At 41.1% G+C, this 25455-nt stretch carries 20 protein-coding genes and 1 other annotated feature; of the genes, 18 read left to right on the top strand and 2 right to left on the bottom strand.

Annotated features, from left to right (window positions below):
• The first annotated feature begins 10 nt into the window (after positions 1-10).
• From pepF to B7714_RS09910, 17 genes are all read left to right on the top strand, one after another.
• Positions 11-1813, top strand: coding sequence for an oligoendopeptidase F (gene pepF / locus B7714_RS06685; protein ID WP_084860031.1), 1803 nt, complete (start codon positions 11-13; stop codon positions 1811-1813).
• A gap of 1 nt (position 1814) precedes the next feature.
• Complete coding sequence (locus B7714_RS06680) at positions 1815-2528, top strand: O-methyltransferase (RefSeq protein ID WP_084860030.1); 714 nt, start codon at positions 1815-1817, stop codon at positions 2526-2528.
• A gap of 67 nt (positions 2529-2595) precedes the next feature.
• Entirely contained in the window at positions 2596-3537 is a 942-nt protein-coding gene (gene prsA, locus B7714_RS06675; protein ID WP_000728082.1) for a peptidylprolyl isomerase PrsA, read from the top strand.
• 187 nt (positions 3538-3724) lie between these two features.
• Positions 3725-4948 (top strand): cell division peptidoglycan polymerase FtsW, encoded by a 1224-nt coding sequence (gene ftsW, locus B7714_RS06670; RefSeq protein ID WP_000703343.1) that lies wholly within the window; start codon positions 3725-3727, stop codon positions 4946-4948.
• A gap of 23 nt (positions 4949-4971) precedes the next feature.
• Positions 4972-7668, top strand: coding sequence for a phosphoenolpyruvate carboxylase (gene ppc / locus B7714_RS06665; protein ID WP_084860029.1), 2697 nt, complete (start codon positions 4972-4974; stop codon positions 7666-7668).
• 96 nt (positions 7669-7764) lie between these two features.
• Positions 7765-7981, top strand: a binding site (T-box leader).
• A 118-nt stretch (positions 7982-8099) separates the two neighbouring features.
• Positions 8100-9095, top strand: a complete 996-nt coding sequence (gene trpX / locus B7714_RS06660) for a tryptophan ABC transporter substrate-binding protein (RefSeq protein ID WP_084860028.1) — start codon at positions 8100-8102, stop codon at positions 9093-9095.
• Positions 9096-9160: 65 nt separating this feature from the next.
• Positions 9161-10027, top strand: coding sequence for an ABC transporter permease (locus B7714_RS06655; RefSeq protein WP_084860027.1), 867 nt, complete (start codon positions 9161-9163; stop codon positions 10025-10027).
• Positions 10024-10782 (top strand): ABC transporter ATP-binding protein, encoded by a 759-nt coding sequence (locus B7714_RS06650; protein ID WP_084860026.1) that lies wholly within the window; start codon positions 10024-10026, stop codon positions 10780-10782. Before B7714_RS06655 ends, B7714_RS06650 begins: the two co-directional genes overlap by 4 nt.
• Positions 10783-10977: 195 nt before the next feature.
• A complete protein-coding gene (gene dnaG, locus B7714_RS06645; protein WP_084860025.1) occupies positions 10978-12738 on the top strand; it encodes a DNA primase in 1761 nt (586 codons plus the stop codon).
• A gap of 2 nt (positions 12739-12740) precedes the next feature.
• Positions 12741-13850 (top strand): RNA polymerase sigma factor RpoD, encoded by a 1110-nt coding sequence (gene rpoD / locus B7714_RS06640; protein ID WP_000201892.1) that lies wholly within the window; start codon positions 12741-12743, stop codon positions 13848-13850.
• A gap of 13 nt (positions 13851-13863) precedes the next feature.
• Positions 13864-14193, top strand: coding sequence for a metal-sulfur cluster assembly factor (locus B7714_RS06635; RefSeq protein WP_000331930.1), 330 nt, complete (start codon positions 13864-13866; stop codon positions 14191-14193).
• A 111-nt stretch (positions 14194-14304) separates the two neighbouring features.
• Positions 14305-15348, top strand: a complete 1044-nt coding sequence (locus B7714_RS06630; RefSeq protein ID WP_193432110.1) for a glycosyltransferase family 4 protein — start codon at positions 14305-14307, stop codon at positions 15346-15348.
• Positions 15349-15356: 8 nt separating this feature from the next.
• Positions 15357-16673: a glycosyltransferase family 4 protein gene (locus B7714_RS06625; RefSeq protein ID WP_084860024.1), complete on the top strand. Its 1317-nt coding sequence runs from the start codon at positions 15357-15359 to the stop codon at positions 16671-16673.
• Between the two features lie 27 nt (positions 16674-16700).
• The gene (locus tag B7714_RS06620) at positions 16701-16892 is read left to right on the top strand and encodes a PspC domain-containing protein (protein ID WP_162284807.1); all 192 of its coding nucleotides are present in this window, start codon (positions 16701-16703) and stop codon (positions 16890-16892) included.
• Positions 16893-16922: 30 nt separating this feature from the next.
• On the top strand, positions 16923-17057 hold the full coding sequence (locus B7714_RS06615; protein WP_000863864.1) for a DUF4044 domain-containing protein: 135 nt from the start codon (positions 16923-16925) through the stop codon (positions 17055-17057).
• Positions 17058-17126: 69 nt separating this feature from the next.
• Positions 17127-18437 carry a GTPase ObgE gene (obgE, locus tag B7714_RS06610; protein ID WP_084860023.1) on the top strand — a complete coding sequence of 437 codons (1311 nt, stop codon included), beginning with the start codon at positions 17127-17129 and terminating at the stop codon, positions 18435-18437.
• Positions 18438-18446: 9 nt separating this feature from the next.
• Complete coding sequence (locus B7714_RS09910) at positions 18447-18611, top strand: hypothetical protein (RefSeq protein ID WP_000502578.1); 165 nt, start codon at positions 18447-18449, stop codon at positions 18609-18611.
• Between the two features lie 35 nt (positions 18612-18646).
• Here B7714_RS09910 and B7714_RS06600 read toward each other — a convergent pair whose 3' ends face one another.
• Both B7714_RS06600 and B7714_RS06595 read right to left on the bottom strand, forming a co-directional pair.
• Complete coding sequence (locus B7714_RS06600; protein WP_084860022.1) at positions 18647-19117, bottom strand: arginine repressor; 471 nt, start codon at positions 19115-19117, stop codon at positions 18647-18649.
• Between the two features lie 522 nt (positions 19118-19639).
• Positions 19640-21922: a Xaa-Pro dipeptidyl-peptidase gene (locus B7714_RS06595; protein ID WP_084860021.1), complete on the bottom strand. Its 2283-nt coding sequence runs from the start codon at positions 21920-21922 to the stop codon at positions 19640-19642.
• Between the two features lie 414 nt (positions 21923-22336).
• Between B7714_RS06595 and B7714_RS06590 the strand changes: the two genes are divergently transcribed.
• On the top strand, positions 22337-25438 hold the full coding sequence (locus B7714_RS06590; RefSeq protein ID WP_084860020.1) for a DNA polymerase III subunit alpha: 3102 nt from the start codon (positions 22337-22339) through the stop codon (positions 25436-25438).
• Positions 25439-25455: the final 17 nt, after the last annotated feature.

The raw sequence follows: 25455 nt of genomic DNA, 5'->3' as shown, positions 1-25455 counted from the left end.
GAGGAATCTTATGGTATTACAACGACATGAAATAAATGAAAAAGATACATGGGATCTTTCAACAATCTACCCAACAGACCAGGCTTGGGAAGAAGCCTTGAAAGATTTAACTGAAAAAGTACAAACAGCAGCTCAGTATGAGGGGCATCTCTTGGATAGTGCAGACAGTTTGCTTGAGATTACAGAATTCTCACTTGACTTGGAACGCCAAGTTGAAAAGCTTTATGTCTATGCGCATATGAAAAATGATCAGGACACGCGTGAAGCCAAGTATCAAGAGTACTATGCTAAGGCAATGACCCTATACAGTCAGTTAGAACAAGCCTTTTCATTCTATGAACCTGAGTTTATGGAGATTAGTGAGGAGCAGTATGCGGCCTTCCTAGAAGCTCAACCTAAACTCCAAGTATACAAACACTTTTTTGACAAGCTCTTGCAAAAGAAAGACCATGTTCTTTCGCAACGTGAGGAAGAATTACTCGCTGGAGCAGGAGAAATCTTTGGCTCAGCTAGTGAAACCTTTGCTATTTTGGACAATGCAGATATTAGCTTTCCATACGTGCTTGATGACGAAGGCAAGGAAGTGCAACTCTCACACGGTACTTATATCCGTTTGATGGAGTCTAAAAACCGTGAAGTGCGCCGTGGTGCCTATGAAGCCCTCTATGCGACTTACGAGCAATTCCAACATACTTATGCGAAGACATTGCAAACAAATGTCAAGGTGCAAAACTACCGAGCAAAAGTTCGCAACTATAAGAGTGCTCGCCATGCAGCCCTCGCGGCAAACTTTGTTCCAGAAAGTGTCTATGACAATTTAGTAGCAGCAGTTCGCAAGCATTTGCCACTCTTGCATCGTTACCTAGAACTTCGTTCTAAAATCTTGGGTATTTCCGACCTCAAGATGTACGATGTCTACACTCCACTATCTTCAGTAGATTATAGCTTTACCTACGAAGAAGCCTTGAAAAAGGCAGAAGAAGCTTTGGCAGTTTTAGGTGACGACTACTTGAGCCGTGTTAAACGTGCCTTCAGTGAGCGTTGGATTGATGTCTATGAAAACCAAGGCAAGCGTTCTGGTGCCTACTCTGGTGGTTCTTACGATACCAATGCCTTTATGCTTCTCAACTGGCAGGACAATCTAGATAATCTCTTTACCCTTGTCCATGAAACAGGTCACAGTATGCACTCAAGCTATACTCGTGAAACCCAGCCTTATGTTTACGGGGATTACTCTATCTTCTTGGCGGAGATTGCCTCAACCACAAACGAAAATATCTTGACAGAGAAATTATTGGAAGAAGTAGAAGACGATGCGACACGCTTTGCTATTCTCAATAACTTCCTAGACGGTTTCCGTGGAACAGTCTTCCGTCAAACTCAATTCGCTGAGTTTGAACATGCCATCCACCAAGCAGACCAAAATGGAGAAGTCTTGACCAGTGATTTCCTCAATAAGCTCTACGCGGACTTGAACCAAGAGTACTACGGACTCAGCAAGGAAGACAACCCTCAGATCCAATACGAGTGGGCGCGCATTCCACATTTCTACTATAACTACTATGTTTATCAGTATTCAACAGGTTTTGCAGCCGCTTCAGCCTTGGCTGAGAAGATTGTCCATGGTAGTCAAGAAGATCGTGACCGCTATATCGACTACCTTAAGGCAGGTAAGTCAGACTATCCACTCAATGTCATGAGAAAAGCGGGTGTTGATATGGAAAAAGAAGACTATCTCAACGACGCCTTTGCAGTCTTTGAACGTCGCTTGAACGAGTTTGAAGCCCTTGTTGAAAAATTGGGACTAGCTTAAGATGGTAGAGTCTTATAGTAAAAATGCCAATCACAATATGCGTCGTCCCGTCGTCAAAGAAGAAATCGTAGAACTCATGCGCCAGCGTCAAAAGCAGGTGACAGGTTCCTTGAAAGAATTGGAGACCTTCGCTCGCAAGGAAAATATTCCCATCATTCCTCATGAAACGGTTGCTTACTTTCGATTTCTTATGGAAAGTCTGCAACCTAAGAATATTTTGGAGATTGGAACGGCAATTGGCTTTTCTGCCCTCCTGATGGCGGAACATGCGCCAGATGCTAAAATTACAACGATTGACCGTAATCCTGAGATGATTGGCTTTGCCAAGGAAAATTTTGCCCAGTTTGACAGCCGCAAGCAAATCACCCTCCTAGAGGGAGATGCAGTCGATGTTTTATCTAGTCTGACAGAAACTTATGATTTTGTCTTTATGGATTCGGCCAAGTCCAAGTATATCGTCTTTCTACCTGAAATACTTAAACATTTGGAAGTCGGTGGAGTGGTGGTCTTGGATGATATTTTCCAAGGAGGAGATGTTGCCAAGGATATCATGGAAGTCCGTCGTGGTCAACGAACCATTTATCGAGGACTTCAAAGACTTTTCGACGCAACTTTGGATAATCCAGATTTAACAGCGACTCTAGTTCCACTTGGAGACGGGATTCTCATGCTACGAAAGAATGTAGCAGAAGTAGAGCTTCCTGAGAGCGAATGATTTTCAGAAAAATTTAAGAAATTATAGTAAAATAGATAAGGTAACACTTACCGTAAAAGGAGTAAAAATGAAGAAAAAACTTATGGCAGGAGCCATCACACTTTTATCAGTAGCAACACTTGCAGCTTGTTCAAACAGTTCTGAAGGAAAAGATTTGATCAGCATGAAGGGCGATGTGATTACAGAACATCAATTCTTTGAAGAAGTAAAGAACAATCCAACCGCACAACAAGTCTTGCTCAATATGACCATCCAAAAAGTATTCGAACAACAATATGGATCAGAGGTAACGGATAAAGATGTAGATGACGCCGTTGCTGAAGAACAAAAGAAATACGGCGATAGCTACAACAGCGTGCTTCAACGTGCAGGTATGACACCTGAGACTCGTAAAGCTCAAATCCGCACTAGCAAATTGGTTGAATTGGCGGTTAAGAAGGCTGCTGAGAGTGAGTTGACAGACGAAGCCTACCAAAAAGCTTTTGAGTCTTATACACCAGATGTGACAGCTCAAATCATCCGTTTGGATAATGAAGACAAGGCAAAAGAAGTACTTGAGAAAGCTAAAGCAGAAGGTGCAGATTTTGCTCAGTTGGCAAAAGACAACTCTAACGACGACAAAACAAAAGAAAATGGTGGAGAAATCACTTTTGACTCTGCTTCAACAGAACTTCCAGAACAAGTCAAGAAAGCAGCCTTTGCCTTGGATGTGAACGGGGTTTCTGATGTGATTACAGCTACTGGAACACAAGCCTACAGCAGTCAGTTCTACATCATCAAAGTAACGAAGAAAACAGAAAAATCTTCTAATATCGAGGATTACAAAGAAAAATTGAAGACCATCATCTTGACTCAAAAACAAAATGATTCAGCCTTTGTTCAAGGAGTAATTGGTAAAGAATTGCAAGCAGCAAACATCAAGGTTAAAGACCAATCATTCCAAAACATCTTCACCCAATACATCGGTGGTGGTGACTCAAGCTCAAGTAGCAGCTCTTCATCTAACTAAGAAAGCAAAAAACAAATCTCAAAAGAGATTTGTTTTTTTATACCTGATACTGGAAAATGAGTAAAATTCGAAGGATTAAAGGATAAGAGTTTTTTTCTTTCTGAAAAAGTGGTATAATAGCAATCAAAACTAGAAAATAAAACGGAATTGGGAACAGAAGCTTCTGTTCCTATTAGAGTGGTGAAATATGAAAATTAGTAAAAGGCACCTACTAAACTATTCCATTTTGATTCCTTATTTCCTTTTATCGATTTTGGGACTGATTGTGGTGTACTCGACAACGAGTGCAACCTTGATCGAAGAAGGAAAAAGTGCCTTTCAATTGGTGCGTAACCAGGGGATCTTCTGGATAGCTAGTTTGATTCTGATTGCCTTAATCTATAAATTAAAATTAGGTTTCCTAAGAAACGGACGTCTTATTTTTATCGTAATGATTGTGGAGATGGTTCTTTTAGCTCTGGCGCGACTGGTCGGAACACCTGTCAATGGAGCATACGGATGGATTTCTGTAGGACCTGTAACGATTCAGCCTGCAGAGTACCTTAAGATTATCATCATCTGGTACCTGGCACATCGATTTTCAAAACAACAGGATGAGATTGCGGTTTATGACTTCCAGGTTTTGACACAGAATCAGTGGCTACCTCGAGCTTTTAACGACTGGCGTTTTGTTCTGCTGGTTCTGATTGGTAGTTTGGGAATTTTCCCAGACTTGGGAAATGCGACCATCTTGGTCTTGGTGGCGCTCATCATGTATACGGTTAGTGGGATCGCCTATCGTTGGTTCTCGACCATTCTGGCTCTCTTGGCAGGGAGCTCAATGTTAGTCTTGTCTGTCATTCGCTTTGTTGGGGTTGAAAAGTTCTCTCAAATTCCTGTATTTGGTTACGTTGCTAAACGTTTTAGTGCCTTCTTTAATCCCTTTAATGACTTGGCAGGTGCAGGACACCAGCTCGCAAATTCCTACTATGCAATGGTAAATGGTGGCTGGTTCGGACTGGGACTGGGGAATTCTATCGAGAAGCGTGGTTATCTGCCAGAAGCCCATACGGATTTTGTCTTTTCGATTGTCATCGAGGAGTTTGGATTCGTAGGAGCCAGTATGATTTTGGCTCTACTCTTCTTCTTGATTTTGCGAATCATCTTGGTTGGTATTCGAGCAAAGGATCCCTTTAACTCCATGGTTGCTATTGGTGTCGGAGGGATGATCCTGGTTCAGGTCTTTGTCAATATCGGTGGGATTTCAGGATTGATTCCTTCTACAGGGGTAACCTTCCCCTTCCTTTCACAAGGTGGGAACAGTCTATTGGTATTATCCGTGGCAATCGCGCTTGTACTGAACATTGATGCCAGTGAAAAACGTGCCAAGCTTATCAGAGAATACGAGAATCAAACCGATGAAAGTCTGTAAGGATTGTATGGAAAGGAAAGTATATGTCTCTTCAAAAATTAGAAAACTATAGTAATAAAGCAGTCGTCCAAGAAGAAGTCTTGATTCTGACTGAGCTATTAGAAGATATCACAAAAAATATGCTGGCGCCAGAAACCTTTGAAAAGATTATCCAGTTGAAGGAATTATCAACTAGCGAGAATTATCAAGGGCTCAATGACCTAGTGACCAGTCTTTCGAATGAAGAAATGATTTACATTTCACGCTATTTCTCTATCCTTCCACTTTTGATTAATATCTCTGAGGATGTGGATTTGGCTTATGAGATCAATCACCAAAACAATGTGGACCAAGACTATCTAGGGAAACTATCTACAACGATTAAGATGGTAGCTGAAAAAGAAAATGCAGCCGAAATTTTAGAAAATTTAAATGTCGTTCCTGTCTTGACCGCCCATCCAACGCAAGTACAACGCAAGAGTATGTTGGATTTGACCAATCACATCCATAATCTTTTGCGCAAGTACCGTGATGTCAAACTCGGCTTGATTAATAAAGAAAAATGGCACACGGATCTCCGTCGTTACATTGAAATTATCATGCAAACGGACATGATTCGTGAGAAGAAATTAAAAGTAACCAACGAAATCACCAACGTGATGGAGTATTACCAAAGTTCATTCCTGAATGCTGTTCCCCGTTTGACGGCTGAGTATAAAAAATTGGCCAAAGAACAAGGTATCGATCTCCAACATCCAAAACCGATTACCATGGGGATGTGGATCGGAGGAGACCGTGATGGAAATCCTTTTGTAACAGCGGAAACCCTCAACAAATCAGCCTTGACTCAGTGTGAAGTCATCATGAACTATTACGATGAAAAGATTTATAATCTTTATCGTGAATTTTCACTTTCAACCAGCATCGTGAATGTCAGCGACAAGGTCCGTGAGATGGCGCTGAAGTCACAAGATAACTCTATTTATCGTGAAAAAGAACTCTATCGCCGTGCCCTCTTTGACATCCAAGCTAAGATGCAGGCAACCAAGGCTTATTTGATTGAAGACAAGGAACTTCAGCCTAGATATGCCACTGCAGATGAATTCTATCAAGATTTGTTGGCGATTCGCGATTCTCTCCTTGAAAACAAAGGGGAATACCTGATTTCAGGAGAATTTGTCGAATTGATGCAAGCTGTCGAAATCTTTGGCTTCTACCTTGCCTCTATCGACATGCGCCAGGATTCTAGTGTTCACGAAGCCTGTGTGGCTGAATTGCTAGCATCAGCTGGTATCAACGACCACTATAGCGACCTTTCTGAAGACGAAAAATGTACCCTCCTCTTAAAAGAGTTGGAAGAAGATCCTCGTATCCTCTCAGCCACTCATGCTGAAAAGTCAGAACTTCTTGAGAAGGAACTGTCTATCTTTAAAGCTGCCCGCAAGTTGAAGGATAAACTGGGTGAAAACGTCATTCGTCAAACCATCATTTCTCACGCAACAAGTGTATCCGATATGCTCGAATTAGCCATTATGCTCAAGGAAGTCGGCTTGGTGGATGCCCAAAAAGCCCGCGTTCAGATTGTTCCCCTGTTTGAAACTATCGAGGACTTAGACCATTCGGAAGAAACCATGAGAAGATATTTCTCTCTTCCTTTGGCTAAAAAATGGATTGCTTCAAAAGATAACTATCAGGAAATCATGCTTGGCTACTCTGATAGTAACAAAGATGGTGGTTACCTGTCATCGTGTTGGACCCTCTATAAAGCGCAACAACAACTGACGGCTATTGGGGATGAATTTGGCGTTAAGGTCACTTTCTTCCACGGTCGCGGTGGTACTGTGGGTCGTGGTGGTGGACCAACTTATGAAGCTATTACGTCTCAACCACTCAAGTCTATCAAGGATCGTATCCGTCTGACTGAGCAGGGAGAAGTGATTGGAAACAAATACGGTAACAAAGACGCTGCTTATTACAACCTTGAAATGTTGGTTTCTGCAGCCATTAACCGTATGATTACCAAGAAGAAGAGTGATACCAATACATCAAACCGTTACGAAGCTATTATGGATCAAGTAGTAGACCGTAGTTATGATATCTACCGTGATTTGGTCTTTGGAAATGAACATTTCTATGACTATTTCTTTGAATCAAGTCCAATCAAGGCTATTTCAAGCTTCAATATCGGTTCGCGTCCAGCAGCTCGTAAGACCATCACTGAAATCGGTGGTTTGCGTGCCATTCCTTGGGTCTTCTCATGGTCACAAAGTCGTGTCATGTTTCCTGGATGGTATGGTGTGGGATCAAGCTTTAAAGAGTTTATAGATCAAGATCCAAAGAATATCGAGTTCCTTCGTGATATGTACCAAAACTGGCCTTTCTTCCAATCTTTGCTTTCCAATGTAGACATGGTCTTGTCTAAGTCTAATATGAACATTGCTTTTGAATATGCCAAGCTCTGTGAAGACGAAGAAGTACAAGCTATCTACTACACTATTTTAGATGAATGGCAGTTGACTAAGGACGTTATTTTAGCTATCGAAGGTTATGACGAACTCTTGGCAGAAAACTCTTATCTAAAAGACAGTCTAAACTATCGTATGCCTTACTTTAATATCCTTAACTACATCCAGTTGGAGTTGATCAAACGTCAACGTCGCGGCGAATTGTCGGCAGACGAAGAAAAACTAATCCATACAACTATCAACGGAATTGCAACTGGTTTACGTAATTCAGGCTGATATTCTACAAACTTCCTCTTTTTTCAAGGGGAAGTTTTTGAATTGTTTAAAAAATTCTAAAAATAAGCTTGACAAGTAGTTGAAAAATGATATAATTTAAACATTCAGAAAGTAATCATTGAAGTTTTTTAGAGAGTCTGTGGTTGGTGGAAACAGATAGATGAAAGTGATGAAAATTGGGCTGAATGTTATAAAGAATTTGAAATCATAAGAATTCGGTGAGCACACCTTACAGTGCAACTCGTGAATGCGAGAAAGAGCGATAGGGATATTCCCTATAATTGAGGTGGCACCGCGCATCGACGTCCTCACACAAGTTTTTTGTGTGAGGACTTTTTCTATGGGGAGGAAAGATATTGGAATTTAAACGATGGCATCGCTTGATGATGTGATTTAAAAAGTTAAGGTAAAAGAATTAAGGAGAAAGAAAAATGAAAAATAAACGTTTGATTGGAATTGTCGCTGGATTATCAGTATTGGTGGTGGCTAGCTTGATTTATTCATCTATGAACAAGCCATCAGCTAAGGAAGAGCAAAAGGTCGCTAAGGTTGGTGTCCTTCAATTTGTTAGTCACCCATCCTTGGACTTGATTTACCAAGGGATTCAAGATGGACTAGCTGAAGAAGGCTATAAGGACGATCAAGTAAAAATCGACTTTATGAACTCTGAAGGTGATCAGAGCAAGGTTGCAACCATGAGTAAACAATTGGTAGCAAATGGAAACGATGTAGTTGTTGGGATTGCAACACCAGCTGCTCAAGGACTTGCTAGTGCTACAAAAGACCTACCTGTTATCATGGCTGCTATTACAGACCCAATCGGTGCTAACTTGGTCAAAGATTTGAAAAAACCAGGTGGCAACATTACAGGGGTGTCAGATCATAACCCAGCTGAACAGCAAGTGGAATTGATTAAAACTTTGACACCAAATGTCAAAACAATCGGCGCTCTCTACTCAAGTAGCGAAGATAACTCAAAAACACAGGTAGAAGAATTCAAGGCTTATGCTGAAAAAGCAGGTTTGACAGTCGAAACATTTGCTGTTCCATCAACAAATGAAATTGCTTCAACAGTTAACGTCATGACAAGCAAGGTCGATGCGATTTGGGTTCCAATTGACAACACCATCGCATCAGCATTCTCAACAGTTGTTTCAAGCAACCAAACAGCTAAAAAGCCAATCTATCCAAGTGCCACTGCCATGGTAGAAGCAGGTGGATTAGCATCTGTAGTAGTTGACCAACACGATCTTGGTGTGGCTACTGGTAAGATGATTGCTAAAGTTTTGAAGGGTGAAAAACCAGCTGATACGCCAGTTAATGTCTTTTCAACAGGTAAGTCAGTGATTAACAAAAAACTAGCGCAGGAACTTGGTATCACCATTCCTGAGTCCGTTCTAAAAGAAGCAGGACAAGTGATTGAATAAAGATAAAGGAGGAGCTGGACACATCTCCTCCCATTTTTACTAAAGAAAGAAATGAGTGAAAGATTATGATAGTATCCATTATTTCTCAGGGGATGGTCTGGGCGATTTTAGGTTTGGGAATCTTTATGACTTTTCGAATTTTGAATTTTCCAGATATGACTACTGAAGGTTCTTTTCCTCTTGGGGGAGCAGTAGCTGTAACCTTGATAACACAGGGAGTCAACCCATTTTTAGCTACCCTAGCTGCAGTAGGTGCGGGCTGTCTAGCTGGAATGGCGACGGGACTCTTGTACACCAAAGGAAACATTCCAACCCTCTTATCAGGGATTCTGGTCATGACTTCCTGCCATTCCATCATGCTCATGATTATGGGACGTGCCAATCTGGGGCTTCTTGGAACCAAGCAAATTCAGGATGTCTTGCCTTTCGATTCAGACCTTAACCAACTCCTGACGGGATTAATCTTTGTAGCTCTTGTTATTGGCCTTATGCTCTTTTTCCTTGATACTAAATTAGGTCAAGCCTATATCGCTACAGGTGATAATCCTGATATGGCTCGTAGCTTTGGTATCAATACGGGACGTATGGAACTCATGGGATTGGTTCTCTCAAATGGGATCATCGCGCTTGCAGGAGCCTTAATTGCTCAACAAGAAGGATACGCGGATGTTTCTCGAGGAATCGGCGTTATTGTCGTAGGGCTTGCTAGCTTGATTATTGGTGAGGTTTTGTTCAAGAGTTTGACCTTGGCAGAGCGACTCATGACCATCGTTGTAGGGTCTATTGCTTATCAGTTCCTCGTCTGGGGAGTGATTGCTCTTGGGTTTAATACAAGTTATCTTCGTTTGTACAGCGCCTTGATTTTGGCAGTTTGCCTTATGATTCCAACCTTCAAAAGCAAATACCTGAAAGGAGTCAAGTTTAGCAAATGACAGCAATTGTAGAATTAAAAAATGCTACCAAAGTCATTACGAATGGCTTTGACGAGGAAAAAATCATTCTGAATGATGTTTCTCTTGAAATTTTTGAACATGATTTCATTACCATCCTAGGTGGAAATGGAGCAGGGAAGTCAACGCTTTTTAACACGATTGCAGGTACCCTACCTTTAACAAGTGGAAGTATCCGTATCATGGGGGAGGATGTGACGCATTTTTCACCTGAGAAGCGGGCTAAGTACTTGTCTCGTGTCTTTCAGGATCCTAAAATGGGTACGGCTCCTCGTATGACGGTGGCGGAAAATCTCTTGATTGCCAAGTTTCGTGGTGAGAAGAGAGGACTCCTTCCCAGAAGGCTATCAAGTCATCGGGAAGAGTTTCAGACAACCATTGAAAAAGTGGGAAATGGTCTTGAAAAACATCTGGACACTCCGATTGAATTTCTATCAGGTGGTCAACGTCAGGCCTTGAGTCTCTTGATGGCAACCTTAAAGCGACCAGAGTTGCTCTTGTTGGATGAACACACAGCAGCTTTAGATCCAAAGACCAGTGTGGCCTTGATGGAGTTAACAGATGAATTTGTCACAAAAGATAAGCTGACTGCCCTCATGATTACCCACCATATGGAAGATGCTCTCAAGTATGGAAACCGTCTCATCGTTATGAAGGAAGGACGTATCATTCAAGACCTTAATAAAGAAGAGAAAGCTAAGATGAAAATCTCAGACTACTATCAATTATTTGAGTAAAGTAGAGAATTGTTCATAAAAAATAGAGAAGAAAAACTTAGAAGCCTGGAAGTGTTTCTGAGTTTTTTATCTCCTCTTTCTATCTAGAAAAATAAGGCAAAGAGAATTACGGAAAGCGTATGAAATGGTTTACTTTTTTTCAGAAATAAGCTATACTAGTTTACGTGAAACTATGATAAGATGGAGGTATTGTGTATGGTTGACAAGCAAGTCATTGAAGAAATCAAAAACAATGCCAACATTGTGGAAGTCATAGGTGACGTGATTTCTTTACAAAAGGCTGGACGGAACTATTTAGGGCTCTGTCCTTTTCATGGTGAAAAGACCCCCTCTTTCAACGTTGTGGAAGACAAGCAGTTTTATCACTGTTTTGGATGTGGTCGTTCAGGAGATGTCTTTAAGTTCATTGAAGAATACCAAGGCGTGTCCTTCATGGAAGCCGTTCAGCTCTTGGGAGAGCGTGTCGGTATTCAGCTGGCTATGCCCGTACAGTCTCGTCCTCATCAGGCTTCCCCTCATCAAGCTCTATATAATATGCATGAAGAAGCTGCTCGTTTTTACCATGCAATCCTCATGACGACCAAGATGGGAGAAGAAGCAAGGGATTATCTCTACAAACGTGGATTGACAGATGATGTTCTGAAACATTTCCAGATTGGACTGGCTCCCGCAGAGAGAACCTATCTCTATCAACGTTTGGCTGACAAGTTTGAGGAAAAGGATTTATTGGATTCGGGCTTGTTTTATCTGTCAGATGGCAATCAGTTTTATGATACTTTTTTTGGACGTATCATCTTTCCTTTGACCAATGATAAGGGGCAGGTTATTGCCTTTTCAGGTCGTATCTGGCAAGAAATGGATAGTCAGACTGCCAAATATAAAAATAGTCGCTCGACTGCAATTTTTAACAAGAGTTATGAATTGTATCATTTGGACAAGGCAAAAAAGGGAACAGGTAAAAATACAGAACTCTACCTGATGGAAGGCTTCATGGATGTGATCGCAGCCTACCGTGCTGGTATAGAAAATGCTGTGGCTTCTATGGGGACAGCGCTGAGCAAGGAACATGTTGACCACCTCAAACGCTTCACCAAAAAGATTGTTCTCAGCTATGATGGTGACAAGGCAGGACAGGCAGCGACAGCCAAAGCTCTGGAAGAATTAAAAGATTTCTCAGTGGAAGTTGTCCGAGTACCTGATGCCATGGACCCAGATGAGTATTTACAAAAGAATTCTCCTGAAGATTTGGCCTACCTCTTAACCAAGACACGTATCAGTCCCATAGAGTTCTATATTCACCAACTCAAACCTGAGAATAGTGACAACTTGCAAGCGCAAATCGAGTTCATTGAAAAGATTGCTCCCTTAATTGCCAAAGAAAAGTCGATCACCGCCCAGAATTCCTATATCCACATTCTGGCGGATAATCTACCTTCCTTTGATTACCAGCAAGTAGAACAGATTGTAAATGAAAGTCGGATTGTTCAAAGGCAGGAGAGGGTAAAGGAGCAACCTACACCCGTAGCGATTAGTTTATCTGTAACGCGGCAACTGACGGCTGTTATGAGAGCAGAGGCTCATCTCCTCTATAGGATGGCTGAGAATCCAGTTGTTTTAAATGACTACCGATTAAGAGAAGGTTTTTTCTTTGATACCCCAGAATTTCAGATTCTTTACGAATTATTAAGTGAGCAGGGAGAAATTGGATCAGAGGAACTGTCTCATCAGACGCCTGAGGTTGAAAATGCTTGGTACCATGTGCTTAGTCTGGATTTGCCTGCAGAGATGTCGCCTCAAGAACTTTCTGAAGTCGAAGCGACTCGTAACCGTGCCCTCCTCAGCAAGGACAACTTAAGAATTAAAAAGAAAGTGCAGGAAGCTAGTCATGTAGGAGATACAGACACAGCCTTGGAAGAATTGCAACGATTGATTTCCCAAAAGAGAAGAATGGAGTAATAATGGCAACAAAACAAAAAGAAGTAACCACATTTGATGTGCAAGTAGCAGACTTTATCCGTAACCACAAAAAAACAGGAACAGCAACAGATGACGAAATCAATTCAAGTCTGGTTATTCCTTTTACCTTAGATGCAGACGGCATTGAAGACCTTTTGCAACGGATTCAGGATGCTGGAATTTCTATCACAGATAACGAAGGAAATCCAAGTGCGCGTGTTCTTAGTGCAGAAGAAGAACCAGAACTTAGTGATGAGGACTTGATTGGCTCAACCTCTGCCAAGGTTAATGACCCAGTCCGTATGTATTTGAAGGAAATCGGGGTCGTTCCTCTCTTGACTAACGAAGAAGAAAAAGAATTGGCTTTAGCAGTTGAAGCTGGTGATATCGAAGCCAAACAACGTCTTGCGGAAGCCAACCTTCGTTTGGTGGTTTCGATCGCTAAGCGCTACGTAGGTCGTGGCATGCAGTTTCTTGATTTGATTCAAGAAGGAAACATGGGCTTGATGAAGGCTGTTGACAAATTTGACTATTCAAAAGGCTTTAAGTTTTCTACTTATGCAACTTGGTGGATTCGTCAGGCGATTACTCGTGCCATCGCTGATCAGGCGCGTACCATTCGTATCCCTGTTCACATGGTGGAAACCATTAACAAGCTTGTCCGTGAACAGCGGAATCTCCTTCAAGAATTGGGCCAAGATCCAACTCCTGAACAAATCGCTGAGCGTATGGATATGACACCTGACAAGGTGCGTGAAATCTTGAAAATCGCCCAAGAACCAGTATCACTTGAAACACCGATTGGTGAAGAGGACGATAGTCATCTTGGGGACTTTATCGAAGACGAAGTGATTGAAAATCCAGTGGATTACACAACGCGTATCGTTTTACGTGAGCAGTTGGATGAAGTCTTGGATACTCTCACAGACCGTGAAGAAAACGTTCTGCGCCTTCGTTTCGGTTTGGACGATGGGAAAATGCGTACTCTTGAAGATGTTGGTAAAGTCTTTAACGTAACTCGTGAACGTATCCGTCAGATCGAGGCCAAGGCTTTGAGAAAACTACGTCAACCAAGTCGCAGCAAACCGCTTCGAGATTTTATTGAAGATTAGAGTGAGGATGAACATGGCTTATACAGAAGAGCAAATTGAAACGATCAAAACACGTATTTTAAACGCCTTAGAAGAAGTCATTGACCCTGAGTTGGGGATTGATATTGTCAACCTAGGTTTAATTTATGAAATTCGTTTTGATGGTGAAACAGGTCACACTGAAATTGATATGACCTTGACAACTATGGGCTGCCCACTGGCTGACCTTTTGACAGACCAAATACACGATGCGATGACAGATGTGCCTGAGGTAACCAATACCGAAGTTAAATTGGTTTGGTATCCAGCTTGGACGGTTGAAAAAATGAGTCGCTATGCACGTATCGCCCTAGGAATTAAATAAACAGTAGAAAAATATGAGAGACGATTGGAAAATAGGGTAAATTCCTCCTTTTTCCTCTGGTCTCTCTTTCTTTTGCTGATTTTCTAGAAATAAAATGGTATAATGAAAGGTATGGAAAACGAAAAATTGCGTATTAATATGCTAAGTTCAAGTGAGAAAGTGGCTGGTCAAGGAGTATCAGGAGCCTACCGTGAGTTGGTACGTCTCCTACATCGCGATGCCCAAGATCAGTTAATTGTTACGGAGAACCTTCCTGTTGAGGCAGATGTAACTCACTTTCATACCATTGATTTCCCTTATTATTTATCCACTTTCCAAAAGAAACGCTCTGGGAGAAAAATTGGCTATGTACACTTTTTGCCTGATACGCTTGAGGGGAGTTTGAAGATTCCATTTTTCCTAAAGGGAATTATCAAACGCTATGTTTTTTCTTTTTACAACCGAATGGAACACTTGGTGGTGGTTAATCCCATGTTTATCGAGGATTTAGTAGCAGCTGGTATTCCACGTGAAAAAGTAACTTATATTCCAAACTTTGTAAATAAGGAAAAATGGCATCCACTACCAGCTGACCAAGTAGCAAAACTTCGTCAGGAAATGGATTTAGCTGAGAATCAGTTTGTTGTTGTCGGTGCAGGTCAGGTTCAGAAACGTAAAGGAATTGATGACTTTATACGTCTTGCTGAGGAATTGCCAGAAATTACTTTTATCTGGGCTGGTGGTTTTTCATTTGGCGGGATGACAGATGGTTATGAACGCTATAAAAAAATCATGGATAATCCACCTAAAAATCTAATTTTTCCAGGTATTGTTCCTCCAGAGCGAATGCGAGAACTCTATGCTTTAGCGGATCTCTTCTTGCTACCAAGTTACAATGAACTATTCCCAATGACCATCTTAGAGGCAGCTAGTTGTGAAGCACCGATTATGCTAAGGGATTTAGATCTATACAAGGTCATTCTCGAAGGGAATTATCGTGCTACAAGTGATGTTTCAGAGATGAGAGAAGCTATTCTCGAATACAAAAATCATCCTGAAAAGTTGAAAGACTTGAAAGAAAAAGCTAGAGAGATTTCTAAAGAGTATTCCGAGGAGCATTTACTGGAAATCTGGTTGAAGTTCTATCGAGAACAGGCTGCTTTGGGCAAAAAGTGAGGTAGTTTATGCGAATTGGTTTATTTACTGACACCTATTTTCCTCAGGTTTCTGGGGTTGCGACCAGTATTCGAACCTTGAAGACAGAGCTTGAAAAGCAAGGACATGCAGTTTTTATCTTTACAACAACAGATAAAGATGTGAACCGCTACGAGGATTGGCAAATTATCCGAATTCCGAGTGTTCCCTTCTTTGCATTTAAGGATCGGCGTTTTGCTTATCGTGGATTTACAAAGGCACTTGAAATTGCCAAGCAGTATCAACTCGATATCATTCATACCCAGACAGAATTTTCACTAGGTTTGTTAGGGATTTGGATTGCAAGAGAATTGAAAATTCCTGTTATTCATACCTACCATACCCAGTACGAAGATTATGTGCATTATATTGCTAAGGGTATGCTGATTCGGCCTAGTATGGTAAAATATCTGGTACGGGGCTTTCTTCACGATGTTGATGGAGTGATTTGTCCTAGTGAGATTGTTCGGGACCTACTATCTAAGTACAAAGTCAAGGTTGAAAAGCGGGTTATTCCAACTGGTATTGAGTTAGCTAAATTTGAACGACCTGAGATTAAGGAAGAGAATTTAGCTGCCCTCCGATCTAAATTTGGGATTAAAGAAGACGAGAAAATGTTACTGAGTCTTTCTCGTATCTCTTTTGAGAAGAATATCCAAGCGGTTCTAGTCGCCTTTGCGCAGGTTTTGAAAGAAGAAGACAAGGTGAAACTAGTTGTTGCTGGTGACGGTCCTTATTTGGACAGTCTGAAAGAACAAGCCGTTCAGTTACAAATTCAAAATCAGGTGATTTTTACTGGTATGATCGCCCCAAGTGAAACAGCCTTGTACTATAAGGCAGCAGATTTCTTTATCTCTGCATCCACTAGTGAAACCCAAGGGTTGACTTATCTAGAGAGTCTAGCTAGTGGAACGCCTGTCATCGCTCATGGCAATCCTTATCTGGATAATCTGATCAATGACAGGATGTTTGGAACCCTCTACTATGGAGAACAGGACCTTGCAGGTGCCATCTTGGAGGCTTTGATTGCCACTCCAGAGATGGATGAGCAAAAGTTGGCTGACAAGTTATATGAGATTTCGGCTGAGAATTTTGGAAAACGAGTTCATGAGTTTTACCTTGATGCCATTATTTCTAATAATTTTGAACAAGAATTGCTCGATGGAGAACCTATGAGTCAACGTTTTCTAAAAACTATTTTATATCTCCCTCAACAAGCAGTCAGCGTCCCGGTAAAAGAATCTAAACGCATTCTGAAGGCGTCTAAAAAACAGTTGTCCAGTATGCGAGACTACTGGAAAGATTAACAAAAAGTAAAAAAGGAGGAATAAAAGATGGCGAAAAAATTTATGAGAAGCGGCAAAGATCAAAAAATTGGAGGCGTTTGTGCCGGTGTTGCCCACTATTTTGATATTGACCCCACTATTGTCCGAGTGATTTGGGGAGTTCTAGCCTTTTGTTATGGAGCAGGGGTTCTTGCTTACTTGATTTTGTGGGCAATTGCACCTGTTTCTACAGAATATTAAATTAAAATTATAGAGTGAAAAGGAGAAACTATGGCTTTTGGAGATAACGGTAACCGTAAAAAAACAATGTTTGAAAAGGTCACACTTGTTGTTGTGCTTATCATGTTGTTTGTAACCCTTGCTGGTATCTTTGCAACGGCGCTTGGAGCTTTTAGCAGATTCTAAGCAAGTTGTTTGGATAGAAACAATAACTAATGACTGGGATTTCCCAGCCTTTTCAAAGTGAGAAAAAATATGAGTATGTTTTTAGATACAGCCAAGATAAAAGTCAAAGCTGGTAATGGTGGTGATGGCATGGTTGCCTTTCGCCGTGAAAAATATGTCCCGAATGGTGGTCCTTGGGGTGGTGATGGTGGACGTGGAGGTAACGTTGTTTTCGTGGTAGACGAAGGTTTGTGTACCTTGATGGATTTCCGTTATAACCGTCATTTCAAGGCCGAATCCGGTGAAAAAGGGATGACAAAAGGAATGCATGGGCGTGGTGCAGAAGACCTTCGTGTTCGCGTACCACAAGGAACGACTGTACGTGATGCTGAGACAGGAAAAGTCATTACAGACTTGATTGAGCACGGTCAAGAATTTATCGTGGCACATGGCGGTCGAGGCGGTCGTGGAAATATCCGCTTTGCAACACCAAAAAATCCTGCACCTGAAATCTCTGAGAATGGAGAGCCGGGTCAGGAACGTGAGTTGCAACTGGAATTAAAAATCTTGGCGGATGTCGGCTTAGTAGGTTTTCCATCTGTCGGAAAGTCAACTTTGCTTAGTGTCATCACTTCAGCTAAACCTAAAATCGGTGCTTACCACTTTACGACGATTGTGCCTAATTTGGGTATGGTTCGTACTCAGTCAGGTGAATCTTTTGCAGTAGCAGATCTTCCAGGTTTGATTGAAGGTGCCAGTCAAGGTGTTGGTCTTGGAACTCAGTTTCTCCGTCATATCGAACGCACTCGAGTTATCCTTCATATCATCGATATGTCGGCTAGCGAAGGACGTGATCCTTATGAGGACTACCTTGCTATCAATAAGGAATTGGAATCCTATAACCTTCGTCTCATGGAGCGTCCGCAGATCATCGTGGCTAACAAGATGGATATGCCTGAAAGTCAGGAAAATCTGAAAACTTTTAAGGAAAAATTGGCAGCAAACTACGACGAGTTCGAGGAACTTCCAGCCATCTTCCCTATTTCTGGTCTGACCAAGCAAGGGTTGGCGACTCTTTTGGATGCGACAGCTGAATTGTTGGATAAAACTCCTGAGTTCTTGCTCTACGACGAGTCTGATATGGAAGAAGAAGCTTACTATGGCTTTGATGAGGAAGAAAAAGCCTTTGAGATTAGTCGTGATGATGATGCGACATGGGTACTTTCTGGTGAGAAACTTATGAAACTCTTTAACATGACCAACTTTGACCGTGACGAATCAGTCATGAAGTTTGCCCGTCAGCTTCGTGGTATGGGGGTTGACGAAGCCCTTCGTGCACGTGGTGCCAAAGATGGCGACTTGGTCCGCATTGGTAAATTTGAATTTGAATTTGTAGACTAGGAGATTGATATGGGAGATAAACCGATATCATTCCGAGATGCAGATGGAAATTTTGTTTCTGCAGCAGATGTGTGGAATGAAAAGAAACTAGAAGAATTGTTTAATCGTCTCAATCCAAAACGTGCTCTTAGATTGGCGCGTACAAAGAAAGAAGAAACACAGTCAAAGAAATAAAAAATTCCCGTGATCTTTTAATCACGGGATTTGTTTTATTCACTAAAGAAAAATGGTGGCGCATATTTTTTAAGACTTTCAAAACAAGCTTGCGCTTTTGTAGCATCTTCACAGATAATCATGCAGACATCGTCTCCACAAAGGGTTGCAACGATATCTGGAAAGGCCAAGGAATCAATTACAGATCCAAACGATTGGGCTAAACCGGGTAAAGTTTTCAAAATAACTTGGTGTTGCACAGGACGCAACATAACAAGAGCATCTTCCATATAATTTTCAAGACGTTTTTCCCATTTGGAGATAGACCCTGTATTTAGCACATAGTAAGAATGATCTTCTTCGCGCACTTTTGAAAGGTTCATGGTTTTGATATCGCGTGATAAGGTAGCCTGAGTAACTTGGATATCATTATCCGCTAACAAGGCTTGTAATTCAGCTTGAGTATGGATTTTGTTTTTTGAAACGAGGGCGCGGATAAGTTGGTGTCTGTGTTCTGATTTGTTCATAAAGTAAGTACTCCTTTTACAAGGTACAGTAGCGTGGACTGAACGAAAATGTCAGTCGAGTGGTAGGCGGTATTGTCACGTATGATGATGTCAAAGTCAGTAGGATAAAGAACTAGATGGAGAGATTCTCCTTCTTTTAACTTGTCACTAGTTGCGTGCAGATAAACTGGGTAGCAATCCGTTCATCTACATTGATGTTCTTTAAAGACAGTGAATCATTCAATTTAGGTAGCTTTTTGTCACGGCTTGTTGTGAATTCACTCTAAATGTTAATTCACAGAGATTTTCAACATGCGGTCTGGTAGCGTATATGATAAATGGTTACACATGTTGGTTAGAGGGGGAGTATCTTCTGCCCAAGTTCCATCTAGAGGTTTCTAAATAACTCTTATTTGAACTGGTTTTGATACGAAGTTTATGTTTGATTCGACTGTTCAAGTGGAAAACCTTGGTTATAAGAAGTTCAATGGTCAATTTGATTGACTTTTCCTTTGAATACTTCCACATTGAAAGTCTGGTACATTATACCTTTTGACAAGGTAGGATAAGACTAGACTGTGCTAAATCAACAGTCAACTGATAGTCTGTATTATCTCGAATTGTAATCTCAAAGTCTGTTGTGTAGAGAACCAAACGGAGAGTATCTCCTTCTTTAAGTTTGTAGATAGTTGGTTGAAGCTCTAGCTTGAAGTCCATCCATTCATTTGGTTGGATTTCTTCAATCGTCAAGAGATTGGTTCGATTTTGAAGATTAAGGTAACCTTTGGTAATGACACGTTGGGCACTTGGATTAAATGGCAGTTCGCAGAGATTTTCAAGCATGTGGTAGCGACCGTTGTCAATGGTTCTAGCACTTAAAACAGCTGGATAAGGTTGTAGATATTTCTTTTGTCCAAGTTCTAACAGTTGGGCTGATAATAAGCCCTTGTTTGTACTCGATTTGACACGAAGTTTCAGCTCCACTCGCCCATTTAAGTGAATGTCTTGACTTACTGGAAGGTCAATGGTAATCTGATTAGCTTTTCCTTGGTAAAGTTCAGTGTTAAAGGTCTGGTAAGTCTTGCCATAACGCTCAAAATCTTTTTGATCATACTGGTTTTGAATCACTTTTTCCTCATTACCAAGAGAGAAGGTATGCAGTTCATCTTGCTTGCCAAAGTCATCAAGACTCTGCCATGTTTGCGGTTCGGTATTGTCCTGCCAGATAACAGTTGGAAGTTGATAGCCTGAGTCAAGTCCTAACAATTTCTTACTTAACAAGGCATTCATGGACTCTCGGAAGTCAATCGACTGCCAGTTGTTCATATAGACATGGGCACCATGATGGAAAAAGAGGTGCTTATTGATATGGCTAGGAAGGGCATGAAACATTTGGTAAACATGAAGAGGTTTGACGTTCCAATCCTGGGAACCATGCGTAAAGACGACCTCAGCTCGAACCTTGTGAGCATTGAGCAGATAGTTGCGGTCATGCCAAAACTGATTGTAGTCACCTGTCTTGCGATCGAGTTTCTCTTTAACCTTTTCTAAGTCTACTTGATGAGCTTCATTGCCACGAATATAGTCACCAGCTTGGAGGTTGCGGGAGTAGGTCAATTCAGCAAGTGAGTCAAAATCCTCACCTGGATAGCCCCCTGGGCTGGTCACTAGACCATTTTCCCGATAGTAGTTGTACCAAGAGGAAATACCTGCTTCTGCGATGATCACTTCCAAGCCATCAACACCAGTGGTGGCGAGACCATTAGACATGGTTCCGAGATAGGAAATTCCTGTTGTTGCGACTTTGCCGTTTGACCAGTCAGCTTTGACTTGGCGTTTGCGCGTGTGGTCCGTGAAAGCACGGCAACGGCCATTAAGCCAGTCAATAACATTTTTATAGGCCTCAATCTGCTGGTAATCCCCATTGGTCATGAGACCTTGAGAATCCTTGGTTCCAACACCCGAAACATATAGATTGGCAAATCCACGTGGGAGGAAGTAGTCATTTAGAGTGTATGAGCTATTTATGTGAGATAGCTTTTCTTCAGCTTTTGAGACGACTTCTGCTTGACCATGAGGTTCGACTAAATTCAGCTTAGGTTCCTCAAGTTCAATGGTGTGGGGCGGTTTGACCTCAAGCTCCCCTTCCATTTTGTAGAGAGCCTTGTCACTGGCTTTGTCGTTGGTCCCTTGGTGATAAGGGCTGGCAGTCATAAGAGCAGGTACTTGACCATCGTAACGCGGGCGAATAACGCTGACTTTGACTAAATCAGGGAGTCCGTCTTTATCAGTATCCACACGGCTCTCGACATAGACGACTTCACGAATGACATCATGAGTAGAGAAGGTTGCCAAGCTCTTACCGTTAAAGTAGTGGTAGTGATTATCTTCTGAAATGAGTCCATCACTAACAAGCTGATCGATGAGCGTATTTCCTTTTTTCGTTCGCGTATTGAGTAACTGATAAAGATTTTCAATGAGATCTCCATAAACAATAGGAAAACCAGTTTTTTTACGGAACTGTTCGGCATCCTCAAAGTCAATAAGATAGCTAAATCCCAAAAGTTGAAAAGCTACTGTGTAGAAAATCTCCGCAGTTAACTCACGGTCTGACTGGAAAAAGGTTACTAAATCTGTTTCTTTATCCGCGGCCAATGTGGACAAGGCATAATCCGTGTTATAATAAGTGAAAAAACTCCAACGAATGAAGTCTTCCAACTGTCTTTTTAAGGACAGTTGGGGTGACAGCTTTAGACCAAGATTTTCTAATTCCTCAAATCGTTGAGGACTAGTGGTTGGTTGATAGATGAATTGATTAAAACGCATGTTTCTCTCCTTTGAAAACAAACTGAATTTATTATATCAAAAAAGAGGGAAAAATGGAATAAATAAACTTAAATGAAATAAATTTCTTAAACCAGCATATCAATTTAGTAAGTTATTATAAAATGCTGAATAAATACCATAGAAGTAAGCCTTTTTCTAGAGATTTTTATATGTAAAACTGCATATAACTCCTATCTTTATTATACTTCGTTTGGTATAAATATATCTAAATTTACATTTAAAACTATCATATAATATTAATTTTTTATTTCTTTCCTCTGAGAAATGAAGAATTTAACAGTAAGAAGAGAAGAAGTTTGTAACTGATGATATTGAAAAGAAAGTACAGAGTTACTTCAATATCCAACTTAAAATGGTATAATAGTAGTGAAACGAAAGTAAGGAGGAGAAGAAATGATTGCACAGCTCGACACCAAGACTGTTTATAGTTTTATGGAAAGTGTGGTTTCGATTGAAAAATATGTACAAACAGCTAAAGTGTATGGCTATTCTCACCTTGCAATCATGGATGTGGATAATCTCTATGGGGCTTATCATTTTTTAGAAGTGACTCGAAAATATGGAATCCAACCTTTAATTGGTCTTGAAATGTCCTTGATCAAAGATGAGGAGAATATTTCTTTCCGTTTTCTAGCTCTATCCACTAAAGGGTATCAAGAGTTGATGAAGTTATCCACTTTAAAAATGACTGGACGGAAAAATTGGTCTGACTTCACCCCCCACCTTGAAGATGTAGCCATTATTGTTCCCTATTTTAATGGGGTCGAACAGCTGGATTTGGGGCATGATTATTTTATCGGTGTCAGTCCAGATGCTCCTCAAGAAGTCTTTACCAGACCCATTCTTCCACTCTACCAAGTTAACTCTTTTGACAAAGAAGACCTACAGGTTTTACAAATCTTGTCAGCAGTCAAGGACAATGTCAGCCTAAGAGAAGTAGATTTGCATTCACAACAAGGGATTTTTTTACCTGCCTCAGACTTGGAAGCACGGTTTAAAAATCGCTTTCCTCAGGCACTTGCCAATCTTCAAGATTTGATAGAGAATGTTAGCTACCATCTTGATCCAAGTTTAAAACTCCCTCGCTTTAACCCTGAAAGGCTTGCAGTAGAAGAACTTAGAGAGAGGGCTGAACAAGGCTTGATAGCCAAGGGGTTAACCTCAGTTCTCTATCAAAATCGACTGAATGAAGAGTTGGCTGTTATTCATGATATGGGCTTTGATGACTATTTCCTAGTTGTTTGGGATTTGTTGCGTTTTGGACGATCCCAAGGTTACTATATGGGAATGGGGCGTGGGTCTGCAGTGGGTAGTTTGGTCGCCTACTCACTTGACATCACAGGGATTGATCCGGTTGAGAAGAACCTGATTTTCGAGCGCTTTTTAAATCGTGAGCGTTACACCATGCCCGATATCGATATCGACATTCCAGACCTTTATAGACCAGAGTTCATTCGCTATGTTCGTGATCGCTATGGCAGTCAACACGTGGCGCAGATTGTCACTTATTCGACCTTTGGAGCAAAACAGGCAATTCGTGATGTTTTCAAACGCTATGGCGTTCCAGAGTACGAATTAATCAAGATTACGAAAAAAATCAGTTTTCGGGATACACTAACGACGGCCTATGAAAAGAATTTGCAATTTAGACAGATTATCAATAGTAAGATTGAATACCAAAAAGCTTTTGAGATTGCTCGAAAGATTGAAGGGTATCCTCGTCAGACCTCTGTTCATGCAGCTGGGGTCGTTATGAGTGACCAAGATCTGACAGACTATATCCCGCTCAAATACGGCGAGGATATGCTGATCACCCAGTATGATGCTCATGCAGTTGAAGCCAATGGGCTTCTAAAAATGGATTTCCTAGGTCTGCGTAACTTGACTTCTGTCCAAAAAATGCAGGAATTGCTTGCGGAGCCAGAGGGAGTTCATCTAAAAATCGAAGAGATTGATCTAGAAGATAAAGAAACCTTGGCCCTCTTTGCAGCTGGAAATACGAAAGGGATTTTCCAATTTGAACAACCTGGCGCCATTCGACTCTTAAAACGAGTTCAGCCGCAAGTCTTTGAAGAGGTAGTAGCAACGACATCCCTCAATAGACCAGGGGCTAGCGATTACATTGATAACTTTGTCGCTCGTAAGCATGGTAAAGAAAAGGTGACAGTACTAGACCCTGCCTTAGAAGACATCCTTTCATCAACCTACGGTATCATGCTCTACCAAGAGCAGGTCATGCAGGTAGCTCAGCGCTTTGGAGGCTTCAGCCTTGGTAAAGCCGATATTCTCAGACGTGCCATGGGTAAGAAAAATGCTAAAGAGATGCATTTGATGAAGGAAGATTTTATCACTGGTGCAGTCAAACTCGGTCATTCGGAAGAAAAAGCCAATCAAGTATTTGCCGTGATGGAAAAGTTTGCAGGCTATGGGTTTAATAGATCCCACGCCTATGCCTACTCAGCACTGGCATTCCAACTTGCTTATTTTAAAACTCATTATCCTGCTATTTTCTTTCAAGTCATGTTGAATTATTCAAGCAGTGATTATATTGTAGATGCTCTGCAGATGGGATTTGATGTAGCGCCTTTAGCCATCAACAGCATTCCCTATCATGATAAAATCACCCAGAAGACAATCTATCTTGGTTTGAAAGCCATTAAGGGCATGCCAAGAGATTTGTCTTACTGGATTATTGAAAATCGTCCCTTCTCAAGTATTGAAGATTTTGTCACACGTCTTCCCAAGAATCACAAGAAACTGTCGCTTTTGACGCCTTTGGTTGAACTGGGACTTTTTGATGAATTTGACAAGAATCGCCAGAAAATCTTAGTCAACCTACCGAACTTATTTGTTTTTGTTGAGGAGTTAGGTGGACTCTTTGCGGATACAAATTATAGTTGGACTGAAGCTAATGATTTTACTGAGGCAGAGAAATTTTACAAGGAGCAGGAACTAATCGGGGTTGGCATCAGTGCTCATCCTTTACAAACACTTGCCAAACAAGCCCTTTATCCAACGACACCCATTGCTACTCTCACTGAGGGGTGTCAGGCAACTCTTCTAGTTGAAGTGCAAAAAATAAAAGTCATTCGAACTAAGAAAGGCGAGAGTATGGCCTTTCTACAGGTTCACGACAGTAAGTCTAAACTGGATGTGACTATATTTTCAGATCAGTATCGAAAATTCGCTTCCATTTTATCTGAAGGGAAATTCTACTACATCAATGGCAAAATTCAATCCCGAGATGGACGTCTGCAAATGATTGCACAAGATTTGAAAGAAGCAGTCGCTGAACGATTCTGGATTCAAGTTAAAAATCATGAAAATGATAAAGAGATTTCAAATATTCTAGAACAATACAAAGGCCCAATCCCTGTCATTATCAGGTATGTTGAGGAAGAAAAGACAATTGTTTCCTCCCAACATTTTGTAAAAAAAGACCCAGTTTTACAGGAAAAATTAGATGGAATTGTTATGAAAACGATTTATCGCTAAAAATACGGAAAATAGAA

Origin of the sequence: Streptococcus oralis subsp. oralis (assembly GCF_002096595.1) — a bacterium.
GTDB classification, from domain to species: domain Bacteria; phylum Bacillota; class Bacilli; order Lactobacillales; family Streptococcaceae; genus Streptococcus; species Streptococcus oralis_D.
The sequence above is the reverse complement of the archived record's forward strand: the minus strand, read 5'-3'. Positions and strand labels throughout refer to the sequence as shown.